This window comes from Verrucomicrobiota bacterium (assembly GCA_019247695.1).
In the GTDB taxonomy this organism is placed as follows: Bacteria; Verrucomicrobiota; Verrucomicrobiia; order Chthoniobacterales; family JAFAMB01; genus JAFBAP01.
In genome coordinates this window covers 1-24,992 of record JAFBAP010000150.1, presented here as the reverse complement: position 1 = coordinate 24,992, position 24,992 = coordinate 1, and the positions used below count along the sequence as shown (strand labels likewise).

At 60.2% G+C, this 24,992-nt stretch carries 22 protein-coding genes and 2 tRNA genes; 10 read left to right on the top strand and 14 right to left on the bottom strand.

Annotated features, from left to right (window positions below; all coding sequences use genetic code 11):
* Positions 1 to 272: 272 nt before the first annotated feature.
* The 3 genes from JO015_17215 to dnaX all read right to left on the bottom strand — a co-directional run bounded on the left by JO015_17215 (position 273) and on the right by dnaX (position 2,730).
* Positions 273 to 347, bottom strand: a tRNA-Asn gene (locus tag JO015_17215).
* A gap of 68 nt (positions 348 to 415) precedes the next feature.
* A complete protein-coding gene (locus JO015_17210) occupies positions 416 to 727 on the bottom strand; it encodes a YbaB/EbfC family nucleoid-associated protein (protein ID MBW0000838.1) in 312 nt (103 codons plus the stop codon).
* A 128-nt stretch (positions 728 to 855) separates the two neighbouring features.
* Positions 856 to 2,730 carry a DNA polymerase III subunit gamma/tau gene (gene dnaX / locus JO015_17205; protein MBW0000837.1) on the bottom strand — a complete coding sequence of 625 codons (1,875 nt, stop codon included), beginning with the start codon at positions 2,728 to 2,730 and terminating at the stop codon, positions 856 to 858.
* Between the two features lie 122 nt (positions 2,731 to 2,852).
* Here dnaX and JO015_17200 point away from each other — a divergent pair, with 122 nt between their 5' ends.
* Positions 2,853 to 3,023 (top strand): hypothetical protein, encoded by a 171-nt coding sequence (locus tag JO015_17200; GenBank protein MBW0000836.1) that lies wholly within the window; start codon positions 2,853 to 2,855, stop codon positions 3,021 to 3,023.
* 210 nt (positions 3,024 to 3,233) lie between these two features.
* Positions 3,234 to 3,854, top strand: a complete 621-nt coding sequence (locus JO015_17195) for a redox-sensing transcriptional repressor Rex (protein ID MBW0000835.1) — start codon at positions 3,234 to 3,236, stop codon at positions 3,852 to 3,854.
* Positions 3,855 to 3,985: 131 nt separating this feature from the next.
* Here the strand turns inward: JO015_17195 and JO015_17190 are convergent, their stop codons facing one another.
* Complete coding sequence (locus JO015_17190; protein MBW0000834.1) at positions 3,986 to 4,546, bottom strand: response regulator; 561 nt, start codon at positions 4,544 to 4,546, stop codon at positions 3,986 to 3,988.
* A gap of 233 nt (positions 4,547 to 4,779) precedes the next feature.
* On the opposite strand from JO015_17190, the gene JO015_17185 reads away from it, so the two are divergent.
* Positions 4,780 to 6,189 (top strand): class II fumarate hydratase, encoded by a 1,410-nt coding sequence (locus JO015_17185; protein MBW0000833.1) that lies wholly within the window; start codon positions 4,780 to 4,782, stop codon positions 6,187 to 6,189.
* A gap of 650 nt (positions 6,190 to 6,839) precedes the next feature.
* Here the strand turns inward: JO015_17185 and JO015_17180 are convergent.
* From JO015_17180 to argC, 3 genes are all read right to left on the bottom strand, one after another.
* Positions 6,840 to 7,619, bottom strand: coding sequence for a M14 family metallocarboxypeptidase (locus JO015_17180; protein MBW0000832.1), 780 nt, complete (start codon positions 7,617 to 7,619; stop codon positions 6,840 to 6,842).
* Entirely contained in the window at positions 7,616 to 9,007 is a 1,392-nt protein-coding gene (mpl, locus tag JO015_17175; protein MBW0000831.1) for a UDP-N-acetylmuramate:L-alanyl-gamma-D-glutamyl-meso-diaminopimelate ligase, read from the bottom strand. Before mpl ends, JO015_17180 begins: the two co-directional genes overlap by 4 nt.
* A gap of 204 nt (positions 9,008 to 9,211) precedes the next feature.
* A complete protein-coding gene (gene argC / locus JO015_17170; GenBank protein ID MBW0000830.1) occupies positions 9,212 to 10,192 on the bottom strand; it encodes an N-acetyl-gamma-glutamyl-phosphate reductase in 981 nt (326 codons plus the stop codon).
* 179 nt (positions 10,193 to 10,371) lie between these two features.
* Here argC and JO015_17165 point away from each other — a divergent pair.
* Positions 10,372 to 10,445: transfer RNA gene (locus JO015_17165), tRNA-Arg, on the top strand.
* A 244-nt stretch (positions 10,446 to 10,689) separates the two neighbouring features.
* On the opposite strand, the gene JO015_17160 is transcribed toward JO015_17165, so the two are convergent.
* From JO015_17160 to JO015_17135, 6 genes are all read right to left on the bottom strand, one after another.
* Positions 10,690 to 11,466: a hypothetical protein gene (locus JO015_17160; protein ID MBW0000829.1), complete on the bottom strand. Its 777-nt coding sequence runs from the start codon at positions 11,464 to 11,466 to the stop codon at positions 10,690 to 10,692.
* A gap of 425 nt (positions 11,467 to 11,891) precedes the next feature.
* Positions 11,892 to 12,152 carry a hypothetical protein gene (locus tag JO015_17155; GenBank protein ID MBW0000828.1) on the bottom strand — a complete coding sequence of 87 codons (261 nt, stop codon included), beginning with the start codon at positions 12,150 to 12,152 and terminating at the stop codon, positions 11,892 to 11,894.
* A 107-nt stretch (positions 12,153 to 12,259) separates the two neighbouring features.
* The gene (locus tag JO015_17150) at positions 12,260 to 12,694 is read right to left on the bottom strand and encodes a gamma-glutamylcyclotransferase (protein ID MBW0000827.1); all 435 of its coding nucleotides are present in this window, start codon (positions 12,692 to 12,694) and stop codon (positions 12,260 to 12,262) included.
* A 415-nt stretch (positions 12,695 to 13,109) separates the two neighbouring features.
* On the bottom strand, positions 13,110 to 13,667 hold the full coding sequence (locus JO015_17145; protein ID MBW0000826.1) for a hypothetical protein: 558 nt from the start codon (positions 13,665 to 13,667) through the stop codon (positions 13,110 to 13,112).
* A 3-nt stretch (positions 13,668 to 13,670) separates the two neighbouring features.
* Positions 13,671 to 14,759 carry a hypothetical protein gene (locus JO015_17140; GenBank protein ID MBW0000825.1) on the bottom strand — a complete coding sequence of 363 codons (1,089 nt, stop codon included), beginning with the start codon at positions 14,757 to 14,759 and terminating at the stop codon, positions 13,671 to 13,673.
* A 223-nt stretch (positions 14,760 to 14,982) separates the two neighbouring features.
* Positions 14,983 to 15,843 (bottom strand): hypothetical protein, encoded by an 861-nt coding sequence (locus JO015_17135; GenBank protein ID MBW0000824.1) that lies wholly within the window; start codon positions 15,841 to 15,843, stop codon positions 14,983 to 14,985.
* 132 nt (positions 15,844 to 15,975) lie between these two features.
* Here JO015_17135 and JO015_17130 point away from each other — a divergent pair, with 132 nt between their 5' ends.
* From JO015_17130 to JO015_17105, 6 genes are all read left to right on the top strand, one after another.
* A complete protein-coding gene (locus JO015_17130) occupies positions 15,976 to 17,478 on the top strand; it encodes a glycosyltransferase (protein ID MBW0000823.1) in 1,503 nt (500 codons plus the stop codon).
* A 3-nt stretch (positions 17,479 to 17,481) separates the two neighbouring features.
* Entirely contained in the window at positions 17,482 to 18,330 is an 849-nt protein-coding gene (locus JO015_17125; GenBank protein MBW0000822.1) for a L,D-transpeptidase, read from the top strand.
* Between the two features lie 511 nt (positions 18,331 to 18,841).
* Positions 18,842 to 21,985, top strand: a complete 3,144-nt coding sequence (locus JO015_17120) for a vitamin B12-dependent ribonucleotide reductase (protein MBW0000821.1) — start codon at positions 18,842 to 18,844, stop codon at positions 21,983 to 21,985.
* A 176-nt stretch (positions 21,986 to 22,161) separates the two neighbouring features.
* Positions 22,162 to 22,875: a class I SAM-dependent methyltransferase gene (locus JO015_17115; GenBank protein MBW0000820.1), complete on the top strand. Its 714-nt coding sequence runs from the start codon at positions 22,162 to 22,164 to the stop codon at positions 22,873 to 22,875.
* Between the two features lie 108 nt (positions 22,876 to 22,983).
* Positions 22,984 to 23,622 carry a type IV toxin-antitoxin system AbiEi family antitoxin domain-containing protein gene (locus tag JO015_17110; protein MBW0000819.1) on the top strand — a complete coding sequence of 213 codons (639 nt, stop codon included), beginning with the start codon at positions 22,984 to 22,986 and terminating at the stop codon, positions 23,620 to 23,622.
* A 122-nt stretch (positions 23,623 to 23,744) separates the two neighbouring features.
* Complete coding sequence (locus JO015_17105; protein ID MBW0000818.1) at positions 23,745 to 24,386, top strand: nucleotidyl transferase AbiEii/AbiGii toxin family protein; 642 nt, start codon at positions 23,745 to 23,747, stop codon at positions 24,384 to 24,386.
* A gap of 342 nt (positions 24,387 to 24,728) precedes the next feature.
* Here the strand turns inward: JO015_17105 and JO015_17100 are convergent.
* Positions 24,729 to 24,992: 7-cyano-7-deazaguanine synthase (locus JO015_17100; protein ID MBW0000817.1), on the bottom strand; the 264-nt coding region annotated here is incomplete at its 5' end.

Sequence of the window (24,992 nt, the reverse complement as noted above, 5' to 3'; positions counted from 1 at the left end):
CCGGAGCGGCGGTTGGCGGTAGCCGGGAACTTTAGTGCCGAGTCCTCTCGCCGCCGCTCCGGGGCAAAGACGGCGTACTTCTTGCCAAGTGCCGAATGCAGGGTCGGGTGCCAAGTAACCCCCTCTTCCCGCCGTGGTCGCCGTGGCTCGCCGTGGTCGCCGTGTGAACTCTTACGTTGTGCCCGCCAAATCGCTGTGGCCCGCCGTGTGACCGTGTGAACTCTTACGTGGTGCCCGCTCTCTTCCACCGTGCCCGCCTTCTCCCCCCGGCCTGGCTCCTGAGGTAGGATTCGAACCTACGACCAATCGGTTAACAGCCGACCGCTCTACCACTGAGCTACTCAGGAATCTCCGGCAGCGGACGGCAAAACTAAGCGGCTGCCGTACAGTTTCAAGCAAAAAACGCCGTTGCGCCCTACAAAAGCCCGGGAGGCAAACCGAGGCCGGCCGTCAGACGCCCCATTTCTTCTTGCGCCATGGCCTTCCCTTTTTCGATGGCCTGTTTGACGCCGCTCAGAACCAGGTCCTCCAGCAATTCAACGTCGTCGGGGTCCACCACTTCTTTGGCGATTTTGATTCCCAGGATATCGCCGACGCCATTGGCCGTAACCGTCACTTTGCCGCCGCCGACGCTCACTTCCAACGTCTTTTCCGCGAGTTGTTCCTGCATCTTGGCCGCTTGCTCCTGCATCTTGGCGGCCTGCTTCATCATCTTTTGGATGTTCATCTGTCTGCTCTCCTCATCCCTCGATCATACCGTTCGCCAAGTTACGATCCGAAGAAACGATCCCCCTCCCGTGGGTGGGTCTGCCCGTGCCGGAACGTAATCGTGGCAGCCGGTCCAAGTTCGTATCCTTACCCAGGTTCTGCCGCCTGGATTTCGGCCCTGAAGATTTCCAACGCCTTCCGGATCAGCGGATCGTTCTTAAATACCTCCGTGGGATCAGCCTCCGCCCGTGGCGCAGCCGCCACCGGCCCCAGCCCCGCCCGAATCTCAGCCTCCAGGCGGTAGGGCCGTCCCAGCAGTTGACTGAGCGCGGTCTCGATAAACTTGCGGTTATTGGCGCGCATCAGCGATTCCAGCGTAAGGGTCTCGCTTTCCGGAAATCCTAACCGGAAGACCCCGTCTTCTGTCCCGAGCGGCACTGCCTTTTCCAGCCATGACAGGATGAGGGGCCGCTTGGTGCGAATCTCGCCCAGAAGTTTCGGCCAGAGTTCCTGGAGCGGAGGCGCGTCAGCGGGCGGTGCTTGCGCCGGGTCCTGACTTGCAGGCGTCGCCGGGGCATCCGCCCGGGTTGCCGCCTTGCTAAGGCCGCCATCCGGGGTCGCGTCCGCCTTGCGCCTCTGATCGGCTTCCGCGGGTTCGGCGGCAGGGGACGGTTGCGGTTGCGCCTCGGCCACCGGGGTGACCTTGGCGGGACTGCTCTCTCCCGTAGGTGTTTTGCCGTCCGAAGCCGCTGGCGCCGGGGATTTCTCTGCAACCGGGCGTGATTCGGGCGGCTTCGCGGGGACCGGCTGCGCCACGGCTTTCGGCGCCGCCGGGTGCACCTTGCGAGCCGGTGCAGCCACGGGCGGCTTTGCACCGGTTTGTCCGGAACTACGCAGATCCTGAAGCGCTTGAAGGACCGAATCCAAACCGACTTCCTCCAGGCTTTGAACCGCCCTGATCACCCCGATCTCGAGGTGCATGCGCTTGTTGGCAGACCATTTCAGCACCGATTCCGTTTCTGCCAGTTGCTGAATCAAACGCAGCAGTTCGTCGGTTTCCAGTTGCGGCTGAAGTTCCTCCAGCGCCGTTCGGGCCGCCTCGCTGACCTCATCACGGAGCGCAGCCGGCTCCACCTTGAACACCAGCAGGCTCCGCGCAAAAACCAGCAGGTCGGCGAGCAACCGTCCGAAATCTTTGCCGGCCTCAGCCTGACGATCAATCAAGGTGAGGGCTTCCGCCGCGTTCCGGGCGACCATCGCCCGGAAAATGTCGGTGACGACGCGTTCCGACGTTAACCCGAAAACCTCAAGCACCTCTTTTTCGCCGACGTCATGGCCACAGAACGCCACCAATTGGTCCAACATCGACTCCGCGTCCCGCAAGCCGCCGTCCGCGGCCACCGCAATCGCCTCGGCGGCGGCTTGTGAAAGTTTTACGCTTTCCTGTTCGGCGATGAACGCAAGGTGACGCGCGATCACCTGGGTCGGGATCCGGCGAAGGTCAAAGCGCTGGCAGCGGCTCAAAATCGTCGGCAACACCTTATGCACTTCGGTCGTGGCGAAGACAAAAATGACGTGCTCAGGCGGTTCCTCCAGCGTTTTCAGCAAAGCGTTGAACGCCTGCGTCGACAGCATGTGCACCTCGTCAATGATGTACAGCTTGTAACGGCCACGGACCGGCGCAAACCGGACGTTGTCACGCAGTTCCCGGATCTGGTCGACGCTGTTGTTGCTGGCCCCGTCAATCTCGAGCACGTCGAGGCTGATTCCCTGCGCAATTTCCCGGCAGGAATCGCAAACGCCGCACGGGTTCGGGGTCGGCCCGTGAACGCAATTCAATCCCTTGGCCAAAATACGCGCCGTGGAGGTTTTGCCCGTTCCGCGCGGTCCGACGAACAGATAAGCATGGGCCAGACGCCGCTGTTGGATCGCGTTCTTCAGCGTCTGAACCACGTGGTCCTGGCCAAGTACATCATCAAAAACCTGGGGGCGGTATTTGCGGGCGAAGACCTGATAACTCACACGCTTACCGTACCGAAGCCGGCCTAAAACGAAAGCCCCTTGTCCGTAAGGCGAACCACAATTTCAACGCATTCCGGGCGCGCCGGGTTGCGTGTGCGCGCTAATCCACTCATGTTGCCCGCATGTGCGCACGGCTCCTCGCCTGGCTCTGCCTGTACCTGGTTTTTACATTTTGCTGGATCGTGCTGATCGAGCACGGCCCGGAAAATTTTTGGGACGGCGCGAAGATCGAATTCGAGAACCTCGAGAGCCTTTTGACGGAGTTGTCCCACAAGACCAGTCCGGCCGGTTAAGGCAACTCAAATTTCAGGGTCGATCCGAATTCGATTCAGGGACGCCGGCCGGGTGCGCCGATGGCAACCGTTGCCGGGCCAGGATCAGGATCGATGGTGGTGGGGGAACCGGGCTGCACGCCGGTACCGCCCCGGATCGCCCGTTGCCGGGCGAGCGCCTCGGGCGCCGTGTCAGGTTGACGCTCCTCGTCCTACAAAATATTTTGGCCTGTGACCAAGCTTGTGATTCCGCGCAAGACGGTTTACCGCCTCTCCTTGTATTTTCGTATCCTGGAGCGGTTGCACCAGAGCCGAATCGAAACGGTCTCTTCCGACGCCCTGGCTAAGGCAGCCGGGGTCAAACCGACGCAATTGCGAAAAGACCTTACCTACTTCGGCCAGTTCGGTACCCGTGGCCTCGGTTATAACGTGGGCGCCCTGCTTTCACAGCTGACGAACGTGCTGCGGACCGCCCGTTTCCAGCCTGTCATCCTGGTCGGTGCCGGAAATCTCGGCTCTGCCCTTCTCAGGTATGATGGGTTCGCAAAAGAAGGCTTTGAGATCATCGCCGCGTTCGATATCCGGCCCGAAGGCGCCAAAAATGGCCACTCGAAGATTCCGATTTACCCGATCGATCGTATGGCCGGCTTCGTACGAGAGAATGGCCTCAAGCTGGCCATTCTCACCGTACCCGCCGTCGCCGCCCAGGCCGTCGCCAACGAGTTGGTCGAAGCCGGCATCCAGGCAATCCTGAATTTCGCGCCGATTATCCTGCAGGTTCCCGATCAGGTCGTGGTGAACAACGTGAACCTTGCGATCGAGCTTGAAAACCTCAGTTACTTTATCACTTAAGCCGTAACAACCGGCCCCTCGTGGACAAAAAGAGCGCTCCCACTCTGATGGGCAAAGCCGAACCGACTCGGGGCTACATGCCAGCCAAACGCGAGATGCTCGGCTTTGCCAGCCGTCCTTGCCTTGTCTTGTTACTCAACTTTCGGGCTGTTATGCCCAAGAATTTTCACTGTTTGGTTAAGCTGCTCAATCTTGAGAGGCTTCTTAAGGACTGTAACCGGGCTGATTTGCAGGATGCGATCCAAAACCTCGCTGTCGGGATACCCGGTGATGACGATCACGTTGAGCTCCGGATCGATCTGTTTGGCCGTTTTGTAAACCTGGTCTCCAGGTGCATCCGGCAACTGCAGATCCAGGAACATGAGGTCAAACTTTTGTTTCCGAAGGCTCGTAACGGCATCTTTAGCGGTTCCGACGACAACTCGGCTGAAACCGATCTTTTTGAGGAACGTTCGGAACAGTTCCTGCAGGCCCGGGTCGTCATCCACTACCAGCACCGTCGGTTGGCCTTGCTTGTCCTGGCGCAGGATGTCGCGGTCAAGAGAGGATTTCTTGATGCGCCAGCGGCCACCAATTTGAATGGCGGGAATCTGCCCGCGCTGGACCAAGTAGTAAACCGTCGGCAATGGAATGCGCAGATACTCGGCAGTTTCTTTGACGGTTAAGAGATTATGGTTAGGCGGTTCGCTCACGAAGTCAGTTCTATCTAGGAGATCTGTATTAAAAAAGCTTCCAGGATTGTTAAGGGAATACAGGATCAAGTCAAGCTACTGGTTACAGAACCGAGCGATCTTATAATGACCAGAAATCGGTTTGCTCGATCGGCCTCGGATCGGGCCGTTCCGGGCCGGTAACCGGCCTCAAGATCGTTGGCGCCGCTTTTATCTGGAGCGAAATGCCTGGGAGGATTATCGGTTCAGACGGAATGCAGACGCGTATAGAAAAAGATTCGATGGGTACCATGGAGGTGCCGGCAGACGCGCTTTACGGCGCGAGCACCCAGCGGGCGGTCCTGAATTTCCCGGTCAGCGGGTACCGGTTCAGCCGGCCGCTCATCCGCGCGCTTGGGCTGGTTAAATGGGCGGCGGCTTCGGCAAATCGCGACCTTGAGCGCCTTTCCGAAGAGCAGGCTCGCCTCATTGCGCAGGCCGCCGAAGAAGTCATCGACGGAAAATTGGACCAGCATTTTCCGGTTGATGTCTTCCAGACCGGCTCGGGCACGAGCTCAAACATGAACGCCAACGAGGTGATCGCGAACCGGTGTAGCCAATTGGCCGGTAAACCGATCGGCTCAAAGGAGCCGATTCACCCGAACGACCACGTCAACATGGGCCAGTCCAGCAATGACGTGATCCCCACCGCCATTCACGTCGCCGTCGCGGAGTCGATTCGCGGCGATCTGATGCCGGCTTTGGAACAATTGCAGGCCGCGTTCGAAAACAAGGCGCGCGAGTTCTGGGACGTGATCAAAATCGGCCGGACGCACCTGATGGATGCCACCCCGATCCGCCTCGGACAAGAATTCAGCGGCTACGCCAAGCAGGTCGAATACGGTAAACTGCGCGCGGGCAACGCGATCGCGGCCGTTGAGGAATTGGCGCTCGGCGGCACCGCCGTCGGCACCGGTCTGAATTGCCACCCGGAATTTTCGGGTCGCGCCATGGGATACCTTTGGAACCGGACCAACATCGCATTCCGCGAAACCCGCAATCACTTCGAGGCCCAGGGCTCGAAAGACGGCTTGGTCGAAGCCAGCGGTGAACTCCGGACGATCGCGGTCAGCCTTTTCAAAATCGCCAACGACCTTCGCCTCCTGAGCAGCGGTCCCCGGTGCGGCATCGCTGAAATTCAACTGCCGGCAACCCAGCCGGGGAGCTCGATCATGCCCGGCAAGGTCAACCCGGTCATCTGTGAGTCCGTGATGCAGGTTTGCGCTCAGGTGTTCGGTAACGATACGGCCGTCCACTGGGGAGGCGCCAATGGCAATCTGGACCTGAACGTGATGATGCCGATGATGGCGCACAATGCCCTGGAAAGCATTCGCCTCCTGGCCAACGTGGCCCGCGTGTTCGAAGAAAAGTGCGTGTCCGGCATCACCGCCAATCGCGAGCGCTGCAATGAACTGGTCGAGTACAGCATGGCCATGGTGACCAGCCTGGTGCCCATCATCGGGTATGATCGTGCTGCGGAAATCGCCAAAGCATCAGTCAAGACCGGCAAAACGGTGCGGCAACTCTGCCAGGAACAACACGTGCTGCCGCCGGAGGAGCTGGCGCGGGCCCTGGATCCCGTCGAGATGACCAAGCCGGGCGGCGAAGGGTCCGCAGGCGGGTAAACGGGTAACGGGTAACGGGTAACGCGTAACGCGTAACGAGTAACGGGTAACGGGTAACGGGTGGCGAGTAATGGGTAGCGGGTACGGTTCAGGGTTCTGGGCGTCCCGGGGCCGGTTTGTCTTTTTGTCTCTGATACCATTTACACAATTATTTCGGTAGAATTCCGGCGGGAGGAGGCGCTGCCGGGTGCTCTGCGCGGCGTTAAAGCGGCCTTAGGCCCGACGGGCCGGGGGAACTTAGCCCAGGGTTTACCCTGGGAAACCGTCAAATCACGATCCAGCCCTGAAGGGGCGGCAGAAAGCATTGCTCACGGTTTCTGCCGCCCCTTCAGGGCTGGATCGAGGGGGAACCGCCTTCCCAGGGTAAACCCTGGGCTAAGTTCCCCCGGCCCGTTGGGCCTAGGCTGTTTATACGGTTTACTAGGTGTAACTCCGGCAGGGCGCCTGGGGAGGACGGCAAGATTTTACCTCCATGGCCGTCGAAATGGTATGAGGGATGCGCGACCCGGCGTTCTTCCGGTCGCGCGGCAGGCACGCCCAAAAGGGTATTGCCGATCCCCGAACTCGTCACCCGTACCCGCTACCCGCTACCCGCTACTCGTTATCCGCTACTCGTTACCCGTTACCCGTTACCCGTTACCCGTTACCCGTTACCCGTTAGCGGTTACGTGATACGTCAGCTCGATTGCCCGCTGGATCACTGCCACGTGCGCCTGTACCCGCGCGCTCAGGTCGTATTCGGAAGGCGTCTCGATGGTGAACGTCCGGTCACTGTCAGATAAGGCTAGAAAGAGGGCTTCCGACATGAGCGGGGCGCCTTTCAGGTTCTTGGTCCGGCGTGCGATCAGGCCTTGGGCGGCGCGGCGGCCTTCGATGGTCTTGCGCAGGTCCACCGGCACGTAGTAGCCGGCCGCTGCAAGCAACTCCTGGCCGAGCGCGGTCCGGCGTTTCTTGACCTCGTAGAGGTAAACCCCCTGGGCGTCGTAATCCTCATGGAGGCAGAGCGACAAGGAGAACCTGCATCCCGTGATAATTTCTTTCTGGTGTTTGATCTGCGGCGGGTCGTCCAGGTGATAGCAGCGGTTCAGGTCACGGCCCTCAGAGTCGAAGCGCTGGTTGCGAACGAGTCCCCACGGATTCAAGCAAGGGAACAACAACAACGGCAGCTCCTTGAGAATCGGCGCGTGCAACTCAGCCCAGAACAAGAGCGCTTCAGATCCCGCCGCTTCATCGCCGTGGATACCGGCCGACAGGTAAATACCTTTCCCGCCGACCTTGGTGAGCCGGGGCGACCGCGCGTAGATGAGTTCGAACCCGCCCGCGCTGCTGAACACTTCGCACCTCAAACGCGCTGCCCGGCAAACCTTTCGCCAGCGCTGGACGAGGTGCGCGTAGTCGTGAACGCGATGCGCGTGAAAATCATAGTTCATACGGACAACTCTGCCAGCAAACGTTGGTGAAGGCCGTGAAAGCTCCCGTTGCTGAAGACGACAATGAGGTCTCCCGGACGGGCAAGGGGCTTCAGCCGCGTCACGATGTTGTCGACGTCCGGTTCATAGAACGCCGGAATGCCGTTCGCGGCGATGGCATCTACCACCTTCAAAGGGTCGAGGCGGTCATCCGGTGGCAACTGGTCAACCTTTGCCACCTGAGCCAGAATCACGCCGTCGGCCAGTCGCAGGGCGCTGGGTAACGCGTTTTGAAACACCGCCCGGCGCGTCGTGTTCGATCGCGGTTCAAAAATCGCCCAGATGCGCTGGTCCGGAAAACGCTGCCGCAAGCCCGACAACGTCTCGCGAACGGCCGTCGGGTGATGGCCGAAATCGTCGATTACTTTGATCCCGTTGACTTCGCCCCGGATTTCCTGACGGCGCGCAACGCCCGTGAACGACGCCAGCCCCTGCTGGATTTCCGCGCCGCTTAAACCATAAGCGCGCGCAACGGCAACCGCCATCGCCGCATTCCGCACGTTGAATTCTCCCATCAGCTGCAGTTCAAAATCCACCTTGCCGACCCGGAACCGCGTGACGCCTCGCTCGAAACGGGCCCCCTCGATCCGGTGCATCGCCCCCACGGCAAACCCGACGCTCTCGACGGGCGCAAGGGCGGCTCGGGTCACCTCGGCACAGTTCGGATCGTCGGCGTTGATCCAGATGGACCCGGCGCTCGGCACGATGTTCACCAGCCGTCGAAAGCTTAACTTGATCTCGTCAAGGTCATGAAAGATGTCGGCGTGATCGAATTCGATGTTGTTGATCACGAGGCACTCGGGCAGGTAATGCAGGAACTTTGACCGTTTATCGAAGAAGGCCGTGTCGTACTCGTCGCCTTCCAGAATGAAGTGCTCGGACTCCGAGAAAAACGCCCCTTGTCCCAGGTCCTTCGCGATACCGCCGATCAGGAAGCTCGGATCCCGCCCAGCCTGACGGAAGATCCAGGCGATCAGGGCCGTCGTCGTCGTTTTGCCATGGGTGCCCGTCACCACGACGTTGCGGCGTTTCCGGAGAAAAAAGTCTTTCAGCGTCTCAGGCAGGGAACGGTAAAGCAGCCTGCGGTTCAGCACCGCCTCGATCTCGGGGTTACCCCGGGTGATCGCGTTGCCGACCACCACCAGGTCAACGTCTTCCGCTACATTTCCGGCGCGGTAGCCTTCCAGCAGGTGCACACCCCTGGACTCCAGGAACGTCGACATCGGCGGATAGACATTTTCATCTGAGCCGGTGACCTCGTAACCGCGATCCCGAAGCGCAGCGGCAACCGCGCCCATGGCCGTGCCGCATACCCCCAGGAAATGCAGTTTTCGCACCGGATCGAACATAGACCTTACCTTCGCACGCAAGCCCTCTTTCAAATACTAAGGACCAGCCCCGCGCAAGCCTCAAACCGCGGGATCCGTCCGGGATTGCCGGGTCACGGGGCAACCCGGACCCGGCCGGGAAAACTCAAGGGGGAGACGACGCCCGAGGCGGCTCTTACCCTCGTTGCATCAGCATCATCTCGGCCCAGCCCGCGTCTACCCTACTCACCCCACCATCGCCGCCCCTTGCCGCGCCAGCGTGTACGGCGCGCCTGCCGTCAGCCCGAGCATCAGGTCCAGGTTCTGCACCGCCGCCCCGGACGCACCTTTACCAAGGTTGTCCCCGCGTGCGACCAGGAGTGCTTGGCCGAGTTCCGGATTCGCAAAAACCCAAAGCTCGAGCACGTTGGTTCCATTCCAGGCTTCCGGAGCCAGGGCGGCGGGCGGCTTTTCCTGCAGATCCATCACCCGGATGTACTCACAACCTTCGTAATACCGCCGGTAAACGGCGACCACGCTCTCTGCAGTTGCCGTCTTCGGAAGCATACCGAAGTGCAACGGCACTTGTACCAGCATCCCCTGAAACCACCGGCCTACCGCGGGCCAAAAGAGGGGAGGCGACGAAAGCCCGCTGTAGCGCTGGATTTCGGGTAAATGCTTATGCGCCAGCTGCAGCGAATAAAGACGGTAGGGATCCCGAACCCGGTTCGGACCGTCCGCCTCGAATGACTCGATCATTTGGCGCCCGCCCCCGCTGTATCCCTGGACGGCATGGATGCTGGCCGGGTAATCCGAACGCATGAGTCCCTCGAGAACCAACGGTCTGAGTAACGCAATCGCTCCGGTGGCATAGCAACCGGGGTTGGCCACGCGCTTCGCGCCGCGAATCAAAGATGCCTGTTCCGGGCTCATCTCCGGAAACCCGTAAACCCAGTCAGGGTCAACCCGGTGAGCCGTGCTGGCGTCGAGGACTTTGACCTCGGGATTCTCGATCATTGCCACCGCTTCCCGGGCGGCCTGGTCAGGAAGGCAGAGCACCGCCAGGTCTATCTGGTTGAGCAGCCGCCTTCGCTCATCGGCATCCTTGCGCCGTGCCGGATCGATGCTGACCACGGCAAGGTCCGAGCGACCTTCAAGCCGCGTGCGGATCTGGAGCCCCGTCGTCCCGCTTTCACCATCAATAAAAATCCGTGGTTTGCCTGCCATGATCATCCTCGTGACCGTTAGGAAACGCGATTCGTGCCGGAACGCAAACGCGGGTTGGCGGCATTCGTTTGCGCCAACCCGTTAGCCCGGTGCGGCCGGAAGATCGGCTGATCCCCGAGGAAATCTGCTTGGGCCGGGTTGACGCCGGTACCCGGCAAACTTAAACTTGGCCCCGTCAGGCATCCGTAGCTCAACTGGATAGAGCGTCGGCCTCCGGAGCCGAAGGTTGTGAGTTCGAGCCTCGCCGGATGCAGGCGTTTTCGAGGGAGAAACGGTACGCAGGAAACGCACGTTCTTCGAGTATCGCACAAACGTGTGGGAAAATCGGCCGGCTTCCTGTTAGCGTTTTCTGCTATCGAAGGCGGGAAAAAAGCCTCCCTTTAAGGGCCGATACTATCGCGTCGTTGCTCCAGAAGGTTTTCGCGGCGAGCAACCAAATGCGAAAAGCGCGCATGCAAACGCTATGGAGAGCAACGCGCGAGGTGTGTGGCGCGTGATCAGTGATCGCGACGCGAACCCTTTCGAAGCTCTCGAAGATTGGTAAGACGTCGCTTATATTCCTTGGCCACGAAGTTCTGAAGGCTGCCGACTCCGCTCGCTCTCAGTTCTTTAACGGGAATGGCCTTCTCCACGCAAAGCCTGTGGTTGAGATAGCATTTTAGCCCGATTTCCCCTTCGGCGATTTGCATCAGTCGTTGGCACATGCCGAGGATTTGCCTCGGCGCAGAGTCGGTCAGACGTTCGGTAATGAATAGCGGCACGAATCGGAGAGCCATCCGCAAGTGCTTTCTGTCTTGCCGCCCCGTTTGGTTGAGACCGCATAGGGCAGCCGCTTTATCCTCAAGGCAATGAATCGGATGCATCACCGCAAGCTCCAAGCCGTAGTCCTTCCAAAGGTATCGCTGCTCTCTCTCGATAATTTCCTTGGCGGTGACGTGGTATCCTTTCCAAAGGATCTGGATGGGAACCGGACGACCGTCGATGAGGTATCTCAACACGCCCATTTCCGGGCTGGCCGACCCCTTAGGCGCGTAATGCGGAGGCAAATCCAGGGCTTTAGCCGCGACGGCAACGCTGTTTTTCCCGGTCGCGCAAAGATCAAGATCCTTCGTCACATAGGGACGAAAGGCATCGAAAGACGGGTTTCCCTCATCATACTGCTTTGCCCAGAGTGCGCAGGCTTGCCCTCCGATAATGACGAAATGAGTGCCTGCCGTCCCCAAGGCTCGATAAATCGGAACGAAGCGATCAACCGCAAGTTGGTCGGTTACCACGCTCTACACGGGAGACGCACCAAAGCGCTTCGGGAGGGTACCATGCAAGCCTCACGCTCTGCCCTGGAGGGCGCCATGCGCCAAATTTCATGCTTAGAGCGCTGCTTTTCCGCCATGATGGTGGCGTAACATTCCACGGCTGGCGTCTTAAGAGACCGATTCTGCCCTCTGATGGCCATGCTCGTCTTAGGAAGACTCCCTGAGCATTATCACACGTTATCAACCAGGAGCAACCGGTAAGCGAATAATCAACCGGGGAAGGACGGGCTTTAGCGCACGATCCGGAAAACTCCGGGAACAGTGCGGGACAGGGATTTTGCCCAAGGAATTCTACGGCCTCCGGAGCCGAAGGTTGTGAGTTCGAGCCTCGCCGGATGCAGGCGTTTCCGCCCCGCCAGGCGTTTCTTAATTCTTCTTAGGCCGCGTCAGGGAAGCTCCACCGAAATTCGCTGCGCTCCCGAGGGATCAGGTCCGATTGCAATCCCCACGTGTTTCGGGTCCTGAACGTAGGCCAAAATACGTTGAGCCAGGTTTGCGCTGTCTCCGTTCGGCACATCGAGCTTCACCTGTAACCCATCAAACAGAATTCTGACGACGGTGGGACCCGCGCAGTAGATCGCCTTCAACTCGCTGACGCGAACAAAGCACGGTCCTTCGTGAGTGATGAATTTAAAAAAGCGTTCCATGTACCGCGCAGTATTGCCTTGTCCGCGCAGCGCTCAAGCCGGTAGGGACAACCCCGGCTGCGCGCCGCCTGGATACACATTGCGGGAAAAACGCGGGAATCAAGGTTTTATCCGAAAGAAATCCAGCGACGCGCCTCTCGCACCTCCGCCATCGGGGGCACGTCGCCGGGCGGCCCGAAAAGTTTCAAAGCAGTATTAAGGTGGTAAACCCAGACCCGCAGCCGGGGGTGGTGCAGCGGTGTCAACCGGCGCAAAAACAAACTGCGCGCCGGCCGGCCCGGAATGTAACCTTCGTACGCATCCAGCCAGGTGAACGCCGCCGGATCGTTAATCCGGTAAATTTCCACGCGGACCAGCCCGGGTTCGCTCACCAGGGCCGGGTAAGCCCGCTGCCAGCGCAACCTGCCGCAAACCAGGCCGTAACCCCAGAACTGCAACCGGCCCGTGGCCGTGTGATTCGTCCGGGCATACAGGCTTCGGCGCCGCAGTGTGCCGTAACAAGCCAGCCAGCAACCATCCAAAGGCTGATCCGCTGCCCCCATGCCCAACGTGACCCTCTCCTGCGGCCTTTTGCAACCCCGTCACACGGCGACCACGGCGACAGAGCTCACACGGCGAACACGGCGGACCACGGCGAACACGGCGGGAAAAGGAATGCCGGCAGTGGGGGCGGCCGGGCAGGCACGCCGGGAATCTACGCCGTCTTTGCCCCGGAGCGGCGAGCGTACTCGGCATTAAAGTTCCAGGCTTACCGCCGCTCCGGGGCAAAGACGGCGTAATCCTTGCCGGGAGCCGAATTCGGGGCCGAACGTCGGCTGCTGGGTAATTATGTCTTCCCGCCGTGCTCGCCGTGCGAACTCAGTCGTTGTGCCCGCCACCCCCGCTGCGGGCGCCGTGTGCCCTTTATCTGTGTCAATCTGTGGACGTTTTCTCCTTTCTGCGTGTTCTGCGGATGATTTAATCTTTAAACCGCAACGCCGTGCGAAGCATAAAACGCAGCAGGTCGTCACCGTCAGCGAACTGGTGTTGCTGGTCGAGCCCGTACCGGTCAAGCGCCCAGAACTCGCCTCGAACCAGGTCATAAGCGAAGAAGCTCAGCTCGTTATCACCGACCAGCAGCCAGCGATGGCTGAGTTCAGGAAACTCGATCCAAAACATCTGGTTCTGCCCGGCCATGCCCGGACGCCACCCGTCGGTTTCCTTCAGCAGCTCCGGGTCCACGGAGTACAAGGTGGTGCCGTTCTCCACAAAGCCGTCCACCTGCCGGAGGAGGGCTTTGACGCATTCCGGCATTTCGACGCCGAGCCACTCGGCGATGGCTTCATCCAGCAGGCCCAGGTCCGCTTCGGCGGCACCCGGCACCAGCGGCAGAGAGCCTTCCGCCGCGTCCCGGGCAAGCCGCTGATCCACACCGGCCCGTTCTTCCAGTGGAAGGTTGCGGTAGTACTGGGAAGTGTGCAGGTCAGCGACGAATAAATCGCTCAGTTCTTTAAGGTAATCGTAAGTGGTAGGCATAAGCTAAATCTTGACTCCGGGCGTCCGGGTTGACTGCGGTTTCGGGGCCCTGGCCTTGGCCTGGGCACGGCTGGTCGCCTGGCGCCGAGCCGGAGTTTTCGAGGCTTTGGCTACCGGGGACAGGTCTATATCGATGTCGACGACCGGGACTTGGTGCTTGGGTTGGTGATCGGTTGGAAGTTGATTGCCGTTAAGGTAGGCGCCGGCCGGAAGGAATTCCGCCGCGTAGGCCGCTGCCCGGTTGGCGAGATCCGCACGCGCCGCCAGTTGGGCGGCGTCGTCCCGCTTCTCCGAGGTAAAAAGATCTCCGAACATCTGCGTGATCCGTTGGTATCGCTCCGGAACCCGGTACGGCCGGTGGCGGGTCGCCGCCGAAAATGCCAGGATGCGTTTCTCCCACGTTTCCGGCAGGGGAGGCGCGCCGAGTTGCTTTAACTTTGCGCGCAGCTCTTCAACCGAGCGGAAACCGTCGTTGGCCGGGGGGTAGAACGGGAAGAGCGGCCGGACCACATAGATGGGAATTTCGTGCGGCGGCGCACGATGAAGCTGCGGATGCAGGAGCAGCCCGTGCCAGAAATGGTGCGGATTCTCGCTCTGGTCCCGGCCGCGCCTCAGGGTCTTGGCCACGACCAGATTACCTGGATGATTAATGTTTTGCCCTCGGGCCAGCGACACGCTTTTCGGAATGACGTGATGACAGTTGTACGCCTGGCGCGAACTGCGGGCCGGACGCCTGGGATCCGCGTGGGAAATCCCGGTCACGGTGTTGGGCGTGCGCCCCGCCTCCATCAGGGCGACGCCGTCGGGCCCGACCGCCAGCAGGGCCAGCGCCCGGCCGATCGGATGCGCCACCAGCGCCTTCATGAAATCGTCATGCGCCGATTGGTAACCGGTGATGGCGTCAAGGTACCGTTTGTCCTGGGGATCGAGCGCCTGGCCCTTGATCCGCTGAAGCACGATGCCGGGCAGTTCGGGACAAATCCCGGCGACGTTCGGATCCGGAGCCAGCGCTTCGAGCTGGCGGAACATCTGGTTGACCGCCTCCACCATCCCGGGAGGCGGCGGCGCGTCCCGCTTGCTACGGCTGCTCATAGGCAGGACCGCTCGAAGGGCGATTCCGGCGGGTCGTTGGATGGGGGCGTGATCGGTGACGGCGGGCGGGCACAGGCCTCGACCCGTACCGGGCATATATATAACTTTTCATTGACGTGTTATGAATACAGGCGACACGATGATAACATCAATGAAAAAAGTAATTTTATTTTCGCCGGACCGTGACCTGTGTCCGCGTGATCGTTGGCGGAGCGCCGGTTAGCTACCGTTCCTGGCTGCCGCGCATTACCTGGCCCGTGGCGGTTTGGCCTTCGATTTCGTCTACCGCGCCCTTGGCCTCGGCGTAGAGAACTTTCGCGTCCGCAGGCGAGAGCAGCCCGTCCCGCGTGAGGAGCGGCCGGATCTGCTGCAGGCGTTGCGTCAGCGATGTGATCAGGGGCCGTTTACGCAGGCGCGGGCTCAAATCCCTGAGCCGTTCCAGAAAGTAGTCAAGCAGGTCCAACCGCTTCAGCAGCCGGGCGCGCTCCGCCGAATACGTCTCGGTCACGCACGCCGCCGCGATCTCCAGGCCCCGGATCCAGCCGCCCAGACTCAGCAAATGGGCGACCTGCTCATCCCGAAGGCTCAGCATTGCATCCTCGACGTCCTGCTGGGTCAGGACCAGTTCCTTGCGCAGCTGCTCCCAGGCCCCTTGTTTGGCCGCTTCCAGCAGCCGTTGGCAATGCCGGCTCACCCGTTGCGCAACCCCTAAACCTTTCGCGCGGCGCAACAGTTCACGTCCCAGCAGGTCCACGCCCGTGCCGTCCTGACGTTCCACGTCCAGAAAGCCGTCCGCGATAAGCACCCCGAAACTCAAGGCGTACCGGGTCCGGTCGTCCGAATTAAGCGGCTGGGGCGTTCGCTCCACCTTGGCCATCGGGATCGGTTTCAACAAATCAAGGTCCCGGAAAATATCCGCGATCGACGGAGCGGTGAAACCGTTAACGCCCAACTCCTCCCGGTACTGCGGGTCGTCTCGCAACGAAGGGTCGACGTCGGCCGGGAGCGAAACCGCATGGCACAGCAGCACTGCCGCCATGAAGCCCGAGGCGCCGCGAAAAACACCGGTTGCAGGCCGCTTCATCTGCATGATCCTGAGGCGTAAGCGAGCCTTGCTGAGGTAGTTCTGTCAAGGATTTCCACTTGACGCTCACCCTCAAACGAGCATCATGACGCGCAGATTGTCTGGCCTTAACCTCTGACCATCACTCACATCATGCCTGGATATGTCAGTACAATTCTTTGGACGATCTGCTATTTCACGGTGGTCTTAGGCCTGTCGGCCTACGGCATTCACCGTTATTTCATTTTGTACCTTTACTTCCGTAACCGGCACCGCGCGCCCGCTGCAGGGAACTGTTTTACCAAGCTTCCGCGCGTTACGGTCCAGCTCCCGATCTACAACGAAGTTTACGTCGTCGAGCGTCTGCTCCGCGCCGTCAGCAACCTGGATTACCCCCTGGAATTGCTCGAAATCCAGGTGCTCGACGATTCAACGGACGAAACCCGCGATTTGGTTACGCGCGAGGTCGCGCGCTTGCGGGCTGCCGGTTTCGATGCCGTCGTGTTGCGCCGCTCCCGCCGCACCGGCTACAAGGCGGGCGCCCTCGATTACGGATTGCGCCATGCCAAGGGCGAATTTCTGTTTATCCTGGATGCCGATTTCGTGCCGCCCCGCAATATCCTTAAGCACGTCATTCACCATTTTACCGATTCCCAGATCGGCATGATCCAAACCCGCTGGGGACACATCAACCGCGGGTTTTCGTGGCTGACCCGCGCCCAGGCCATCCTTCTCGATGGACACCTGGTGCTCGAACAAACCGCCAGGAGCCGCACCGGCCGGTTCTTCAATTTCAACGGTACCGCGGGCTTGTGGCGTAAAAGCTGCATCGTCGAAGCCGGAGGATGGCAGCACGACACACTTACTGAAGATCTCGACCTTAGTTACCGGGCTCAATTGCGCGGCTGGAAATTCGTGTTCCTCGCCGACATCGTCACCCCGGCCGAATTACCGGTCGATATCGACGGCTTTAAATCGCAGCAGCACCGTTGGACCAAAGGCTCCATCCAGACTTGTAAAAAAGTTTTGCCGAGGATCTGGAAAAGCCGGCTGCCGTTCTACATCAAGCTGGAGGCAACGGCCCATCTGACCTCCAATTTCGCGTACCTGCTGTTGGCGTTTCTTTGCGTGCTTCTCCATCCGGCGCCGAGCAGCGCGGCGCCGAACAGCGGCTGGATGCGCGCCGTACTGGTCGACCTGCCGATTTTTGTCGCGACCACGTTTTCGGTCGCGGTGTTTTACCTCTGCGCGCAACGGGAACTTTACCCGCGCGAATGGAAACGGGAAATCTGGTTTTTTCCCTTCGTGCTTGCGCTCAGCATCGGTGTCTCCATCAACAACGCCCGGGCCGTGCTCGAGGCGATCTTCAACCGGCGTTCCGAGTTCACCCGCACCCCCAAGTACGGCGTCCAGGAAAAAGGGGACCGTTGGCGCAACAGCCGCTACTCCGCGCTTCGAACTATTATTCCGGTTGTCGAGCTTTTATTTGCAATTTATTTTACCTACTTCGTCTTTAGGGCTTTGCAGAACAGCGAATTTCTGTCAGTACCCTTCCTCATGCTTTTTCAGATTGGGTTTGCATATGTGGCGCTCAGCTCGATCTGGCAACGGATCGGCCGTTTAAGCTGGGGAAGTCGGGACATTTCGGTGGCTTAAACCATGGTCAGGAGAGCAACGGCTGTTCTGGGGGTTGGTCTGGCTTTGGCGGCCGGAGGGTTCGGCCAGAATCCGGCGGGAAAAACGGTTCCGGCCCATACCTCCGCCGCTCCGCCGCCACCAGCCGCTCAGGTTCCAACCGCCGCCACCGCAGCGCCGGCCGTCACCCCGGCACCGGACGTGCGGGTGCTTATCAGCATTCCGGACCAGAGGCTCGCGGTCCTGGTTAACGGCAAGGTTTCGCGTTCCTATAAGATCTCGACCTCGCGTTACGGGGAAGGGGATTCCTGGGGGAGTTGGCAAACGCCGCTCGGACGCCTCGAAGTGGCCCACAAGATCGGCGGCAACGCTCCGGCCGGGGCCGTCTTTAAATCACGCCAGCTGACCGGTGAAGTGCTTTCCCCCAACGCGCCGGGTCGCGATCCGATCGTGAGCCGAATCATCTGGCTGCGCGGGCTGGAGTTCGCCAACAAGCGCGCTTACCAGCGCTGTATATACATTCACGGCACCCCCCAGGAAACGTTTTTAGGCCGGAAAGCCAGTTTCGGATGCATCCGGATGCGTTCGGCCGATGTGATCGAAGTTTACGGCTGGCTGAACATCGGTACTGACGTCGCGATTGTGTCGAAGCCGATGGCACAGGCGGTTAGGGCGGTGCAGGGAGAGGTCAAAGAGGCTTTGGCGAGAACCACCGTTGCGGCGATCGCAAAAGTCAGTGCGGGACGTTCAGGGATACAAACCACTTCCCCGCAGACCGCTCCCCCACAAGCCACTGCCCTGCAGACCGCCTCGAACCCGCCAAAAGCGATTGAGCGTTCACGCCCGGGCGTACAGACTGCCTCAGTGCACTGAGGCTGGCGCACGGCTTGATGACGGTAACGGGTGACGCATCGCGGGTGCGTTTTCAGCCCCGGATACGCGCAGGGTCGTAGTCCAGGGCTTTCCCCGCGGCCACTTTCCCACGGCCATTCATTCAAGGGCAACGGGCACCCCAAAAGGCGGGGGGCGTCCGGCCCATCTCCGCTGAACGTGCCCCTCGGCCTGTCGATAAAGCGAAGTGAACCGTCGACCGATGCCGAGCATCCTGACCCGCCGCGGCGGGGACACCCTTTCTCTCGCGGGCCATCCCGGGAGCCGTCTCGCTGTCGAAAAAATTTTTTGTGATCGAGCCATCCTGCCGGTTCGCCAAAAACGTTTATATGCTTGATGGCCACAAGATATTGTGGTCTAATGAGCCAAATGGATCGAAGATGTGCAATATATCGTGGTTGTTCACAGCAATTCACCATCTGTGCACAGGTTATTCGACGGGCGTCGAGGGTTACCAACATCTTATTAACATGAAGCGTTAGCAGGCCCACAAATGATCAAACTGAAAGCAGGCATACGGACGGAGGATCTGAAGGTGCGTGGACGACAAAGGCGGGTGTCGAAACCGAATGGGCTAAAGTTCGACCGAGTTTTTAGCCGTGAAGAGATTTCGCCCTTTGAGGAAATCGAATGGGAACGTCGCACCGCGGAGATTACCGAGGACAGCGGTAAAGTGATCTTCCGGCAGGAAAACGTGGAAGTGCCCAAGGCATGGAGCGCCTTGGCGACCAAGATCGCGGTCTCCAAATATTTTTATGGAGACATCGCCAACGGAGCGGATCCTTACCGCGGCGGGCGGGAAAGTTCGGTGCGACAACTGGTGCACCGGGTTACGCGCACGATCGCGGATTGGGGCCTGCAGGACGGTTATTTTGCGGATGCACAAGCGGCGGAGGTTTTTTACGCCGAGCTAAGCTGGCTGTGCCTGAACCAGCACGGCGCTTTCAACAGCCCGGCTTGGTTTAATGTCGGCCTTTACCAACAATACCGGATCGGAGAAAGCGGCGGCCGGGGCAATTTCCATTACAACCGCGCCACCGGGGGGGCGGAACGCGCGTCGAGCCAATACGTTCACCCGCAGGCGTCGGCGTGTTTTATCCAGTCGGTCGGCGACACGATGGAAGACATCATGCGCCTGGCTACCAGCGAGGCCATGCTGTTTAAATACGGCAGCGGAACCGGCAGCGACCTCTCGACCTTGCGCAGCACCCGCGAAAAACTGAGCGGCGGTGGCAAGCCGAGCGGTCCTTTGTCCTTTTTGAGGGTTTACGATCAGGTGGCCAACGTGGTCAAAAGCGGCGGCAAAACCCGCCGGGCCGCCAAGATGAACACGCTTAAGGACTGGCACCCGGACATCGAGGAATTTATCGAGGCCAAGACCAAGGAAGAAAAGAAGGCCTGGGCGCTGATCGAACAAGGTTACGACGGCAGCTATAACGGCGAAGCCTATGGCTCGATCATGTACCAGAACGAGAATCTCTCGATCAGGGTGAGCGACGCGTTCATGCAGGCTGCCATCGAGGGTAAGGAATGGTGGACGCGCCGGGTCCTGGACGGAAAGCCGTGCGAGCAAAAGGACGCACGCGCGCTGCTGCAAAAAATCGCGGAAGGCACCCACGTCTGCGGCGACCCCGGCATGCAGTTCGACACGACGATTCACCGGTGGCACACCTGCAAAGGTACTGCCCGGCAAAATTCCACGAACCCCTGCTCCGAATACCTCTTTCTCGACAACACCGCCTGCAACCTCGCCTCGTTGAACCTGCTCAAATTCAAGGACGCTGACGGCGCCTTTAACGTTGAGCGATTCCGCGCCGCCGTGCGGATCTTCATCACGGCCCAGGAAATTCTGGTTGATAACGCCAGTTATCCAACCAAAGAAATCGCCGAAAACTCCCACATCTTTCGTACCCTGGGGCTCGGGTTCGCCAACCTGGGCGCCTTGGTCATGAGCTATGGATTCGGGTACGATTCGGATGAAGCGCGTGCTTTGGCCGGCAGCATCACCGCCCTCATGACGGGGCAGGCCTACCTCCACAGCGCGCGGATTGCCCGGGAGATCGGGCCTTTCCCGGGTTACGAGGATGCCCGGGCCTGCGGGGTGCCGAACCCGTTGCGCGAAGATAATATCGACTCCATGCTCGAAGTGATTCGGTTGCACCGCCAGCATTGCGACCGGATCGAGGACGTGCCCGCCTTCAGCTCGCTGAAGGCGGAAGCAGCCGCCGTTTGGGATGAGGCCATGGAGGCCGGCTCGGCGCATGGTTTCCGAAATGCCCAGGTCACGGTTCTGGCGCCGACCGGTACGATCGGGTTTCTGATGGATTGCGACACCACCGGCATCGAACCGGACATCGCGCTGGTCAAGTACAAGCTGCTGGCGGGCGGCGGCATGCTCAAGATCGTCAACCAGACCGTGCGTCCGGCCCTGGTCGCGCTCGGTTATGCGGAGACCGAAATCGAAAAGATTCTCGCGCACATCAATGAGCACGATACGATCGAAGACGTCGCGGTGCCGGAGACGAACGAGGTCGTTCGCAGCGGCCTGAAGCCCGAACACCTGCCCGTCTTTGATTGCGCGTTCAAGCCCTTCAAAGGCAAACGCAGCCTGCATTACCTCGGTCACCTGCGGATGATGGCGGCCTGCCAACCATTCCTAAGCGGGGCAATCTCCAAAACCGTGAACCTGCCGAGTGAAGCCACGGTGGAAGAGATCATGAACACTTACATCGAGGGCTGGCGGATGGGGCTCAAAGCGATCGCCATTTATCGTGACGGCTCGAAGCGCTCCGCACCGCTCAACACCAAAAAGACCAAGGACATGGGAGTGGACGACGCGATAGCCGTGCAGGAAGCCGTCGCGGCCGAGCACGCCGAAGTGGCAGGCCTCAAGGCGCGAGTCGTCGAGCTCGAACAGCAAATTGAAGCATTGCGGCTGAAGGCCAACCAGCCTCTGCGCAATCGGATGCCCGACACCCGGGTTTCGCTGACGCATAAGTTCGAGATCGCCGGGCATGAGGGTTACATCACCGTCGGTCTCTACGAAAACGGCCAGCCGGGTGAATTGTTCATCCAGATGGCCAAAGAGGGCAGCACCATCGGCGGCCTGATGGATACCGTGGCGACCCTGACTTCCCTGGCGCTCCAGTACGGCGTGCCCCTGGAAAGCCTCGTCAAGAAATTCGCTTACCAACGCTTCGAACCGAGCGGTTTCACGAAAAATCCGGATATTCGAAACGCCACCAGCATCACCGATTACGTGTTCCGCTGGCTGGGTTGCCAGTTTATCAAGGGCTATAAGGAAGCCACCAGTCCGAACCGTTCCCAGCCCGATCTCCCGATGAAGGAGATTCATGAGATCGAGCGCAGGGCGGTCAATCGCCCGGTATCGGAACTGTCGCGCACGGCGGAAAAAGAGATCATCGACGTGATCACCAGCCGGGCGAATTCCGAAGGCACGCCGCAAATGCTGACTAACGGCCACGGCCACGCTGAAACGCACGCGGAACGGGTCCGGGAAGCGCTGGGCAACATGTACATGGACGTCACCTGCTCCAATTGCGGCAGCAACAAAGTGATCCGGGCCGGCGCGTGCGGCGTTTGCACGGATTGCGGCACCTCGCAAGGCTGCAGCTGACGGCGACAGGCAAATGCCACGAATGCCGCAAGCGGAAAAATGCCACAAATAGGGGACCTCTATTTGTGGCATTTTAAGGGCGGCCCCCTTCCACAGGGGACGAAGAGATTACTGGGTTCCTCCATTCGTGGCATTTGCGGCATTTTTCCGCTTGTGGCATTTACTCGTGGCATTCCATGAGTGCAGACCTCATTCGCCGGCAGATCGAATATTACCGAGCGCGCGCCGGCGAATATGACGAATGGTTTCTGCGCCGGGGCCGTTATGACCGGGGCGCCATTGCGAATGAAGACTGGTCTGCCGAGGTCGATCAGGTGCGAGCCGCCCTCGACCGTTTTACACCGGGCGGCCGGGTGCTGGAACTGGCCTGCGGTACGGGGCTCTGGACCGAACGGCTTTTGCCGCACGCCTCCCGTGTGGTGGCCGTTGACGCTGCCCCGGAAGCGCTCGCCCTTAACCGGGATCGATCGAAGGCTGACCCCCGCGTGGAGTACGTCCTGGCCGACCTCTTCACGTGGCGGCCTGACCTGCCGGAGCGGTTTGACGTCGTGTTTTTCGCCTTTTGGTTGTCGCACGTGCCCCGCGAACGGTTCCGCGCTTTTTGGCGACTGGTAAGCCGCTGCCTGCGCCCGGGCGGCCGCGTCTTTTTCATCGATAGCCGCCGCGAACCCACGTCAACGGCGCGTGACCACCTGCTGCCCGATCACGAAGATCAACCCACCCTGACGCGCAAGCTGAATGACGGGCGCTGCTTTGAGATTTACAAAGCCTTTTATGAGCCGGCGGCCCTGACCCATCAGCTGGACAGCTTAGGTTGGGGCATTCAGGTGCAGGCCACCGCCCGCTATTTCCTCTGGGGTCAAGGCCGGCGGGCCAGCGCCGGCCAGTAGCCGGGAAACGGCTTGGCTGCGGCGTTAGCAATATGCGGCGATAGACGTGCACGGCCACCTCCACAAAACTGACAAAAACCTCCGTTTCGTTGCACAATGCGATGTTTCATGCATATCTATTCAGGTTTTCTGAACATGCATGCAATTGCCGCAAGACCGGATCATGACCGGCTCTTCGAAACCGCCGAAGGCCAGCAAGGCTACTTTACAGCCGCTCAAGCCGTCGAGAGTGGTTTTGCCCGCAGCACCCACACCTATCATGTGCAAGCCGGCAACTGGGTGCGTGAACACCGAGGCATTTATCGGCTGCGACGTTTCCCGCAGAGTGCCGATGGCCAGTTGGTCCTCTGGTCGCTCTGGGCTCGCGACCGTCACGGGATTCCCCAGGGGGTTTATTCCCACCTGACCGCTTTAAGTATCAAAGACCTCTCTGATGCCAATCCCCCCAAACTCCACATGACGGTGCCGCCCCATTTTCGCCGCGGTAGCGGTCCCCCCGCGGTCCTCATCCTGCATAAGGCGTTGCTCTTGCCGGATGAAATCCTGCACGAGCGCGGTTACGCCGTCACGATTCCCCTGCGTGCCATTCTGGACGTGGTACGGTCTGGCGATGCGAGCCGAGATCTGGTTCAGCAGGCCCTTGCCGAGGGGCGGGCACGCGGGCTGATCACCTATCGGCAAGTCACTGCCACGCTCCAAAAACCCAACCTCGAACCGTGGCTACGCGAGGCCCTTCAAGCCGCCTGAAAGTTCGTCGCTACTCTACGGCTGGTGCTTTCCGCCGCGCGTTGGAAGATCGGTTGGCCGCAACCGCACGAAGCCGGAACTTAGACCTACAACGAATCCGACGGCAGGTCGCCTTCGATCGCTTGCTCGCCAGGCTTTTCGCCGAAGGTAACCCGCCCTGGCGCTTGAAAGGTGCCTACGCGCTCGAACTTAAACTGCAGACCGCCAGAGCGACCAAGGACGTTGACCTCGGGCTTGCGGCGGCGCCGGCCCGCAGCGTCGGCGCGGACCGGTCGGCCGATTCCCTTCTGGACGTGTTGCAGGCCGCGGCAGCGCGCGACCTCAGCGATTTCTTTGTCTTCCTGATCGGCGAACCGACCCTCGAGCTGGACGCCCCATATGGCGGGGCGCGCTATCCAGTGGAAGCGGCGTTGGACGGTCGTACTTTCGCGAAGTTCCATCTGGACGTCGGGATTGGTGACATGCAGGGTGAGCCCGCCGAGGTCGTCACGCCGCGCGACTGGCTCGGGTTCGCCGGCATTGCAGCGCCAGCGTTCCCGTCCATTTCGCGCGAGGAACACTTCGCAGAGAAGCTCCACGCCTACACCCTTCCCCGCACCGGCCAGCCCAATTCCCGCGTCAAAGATCTGATCGACTTGGTATTATTGATGGAGACCGGGGCCCTAAACCCCGAACGCCTTCGCAACGCCGTTCGAGACACCTTTAGTAGACGCGGGACTCACGAGTTGCCGATCGTCTTGGAGCCACCGCCCACTTTCTGGTGACCGGTCTTTGGGCGCTTGGCGGAGGAATGCGAAATCCACGCAGACATGCATGCTTGGTTTGAAGAACTTCGGCAATTCTTGGTTGTGAGCCTGCGGCACTGAAAGCGCATGAAGGAGAAAGGCGCTCATTCGTCTGAAGATGCCCAAGGCGCACAGCCATTTCATCAAATGTAGCCAAGAACCCGATTGAATGCGAAACAGCCCTGGACTGCGCGGTTTTACGGATTCAAAAGTGAACGACACCTGCAGGCCGGCGCGTGATCCATACCGGCCTCAAGGATCTCAGCGAGAATGCCTTCTGACCGCGTTCTTCGTTTGGCTCATGACGCAGCCAAGCGCGTTTCAGACCAGATGTGGCTTCGGCGGCAATGGCCGGGTACTCGCGTAAGCCGTCGGGTCTGGCACGCCAGCCAGGAGAAATGCCTCACGCCGCTCCACGCACGTCCCGCACTCGCCACAGTGAAGGTCACCGCCGAGATAGCACGACCAAGTCTGCGAATAATCCACGCCTAACTCGTAGCCGCGGGCAGCGATTTGCGCCTTGATCACTTGAATGAAAGGTCGCATCAATTCCACTCCGGCATACGTCCCCAGCCGAATGGCGTC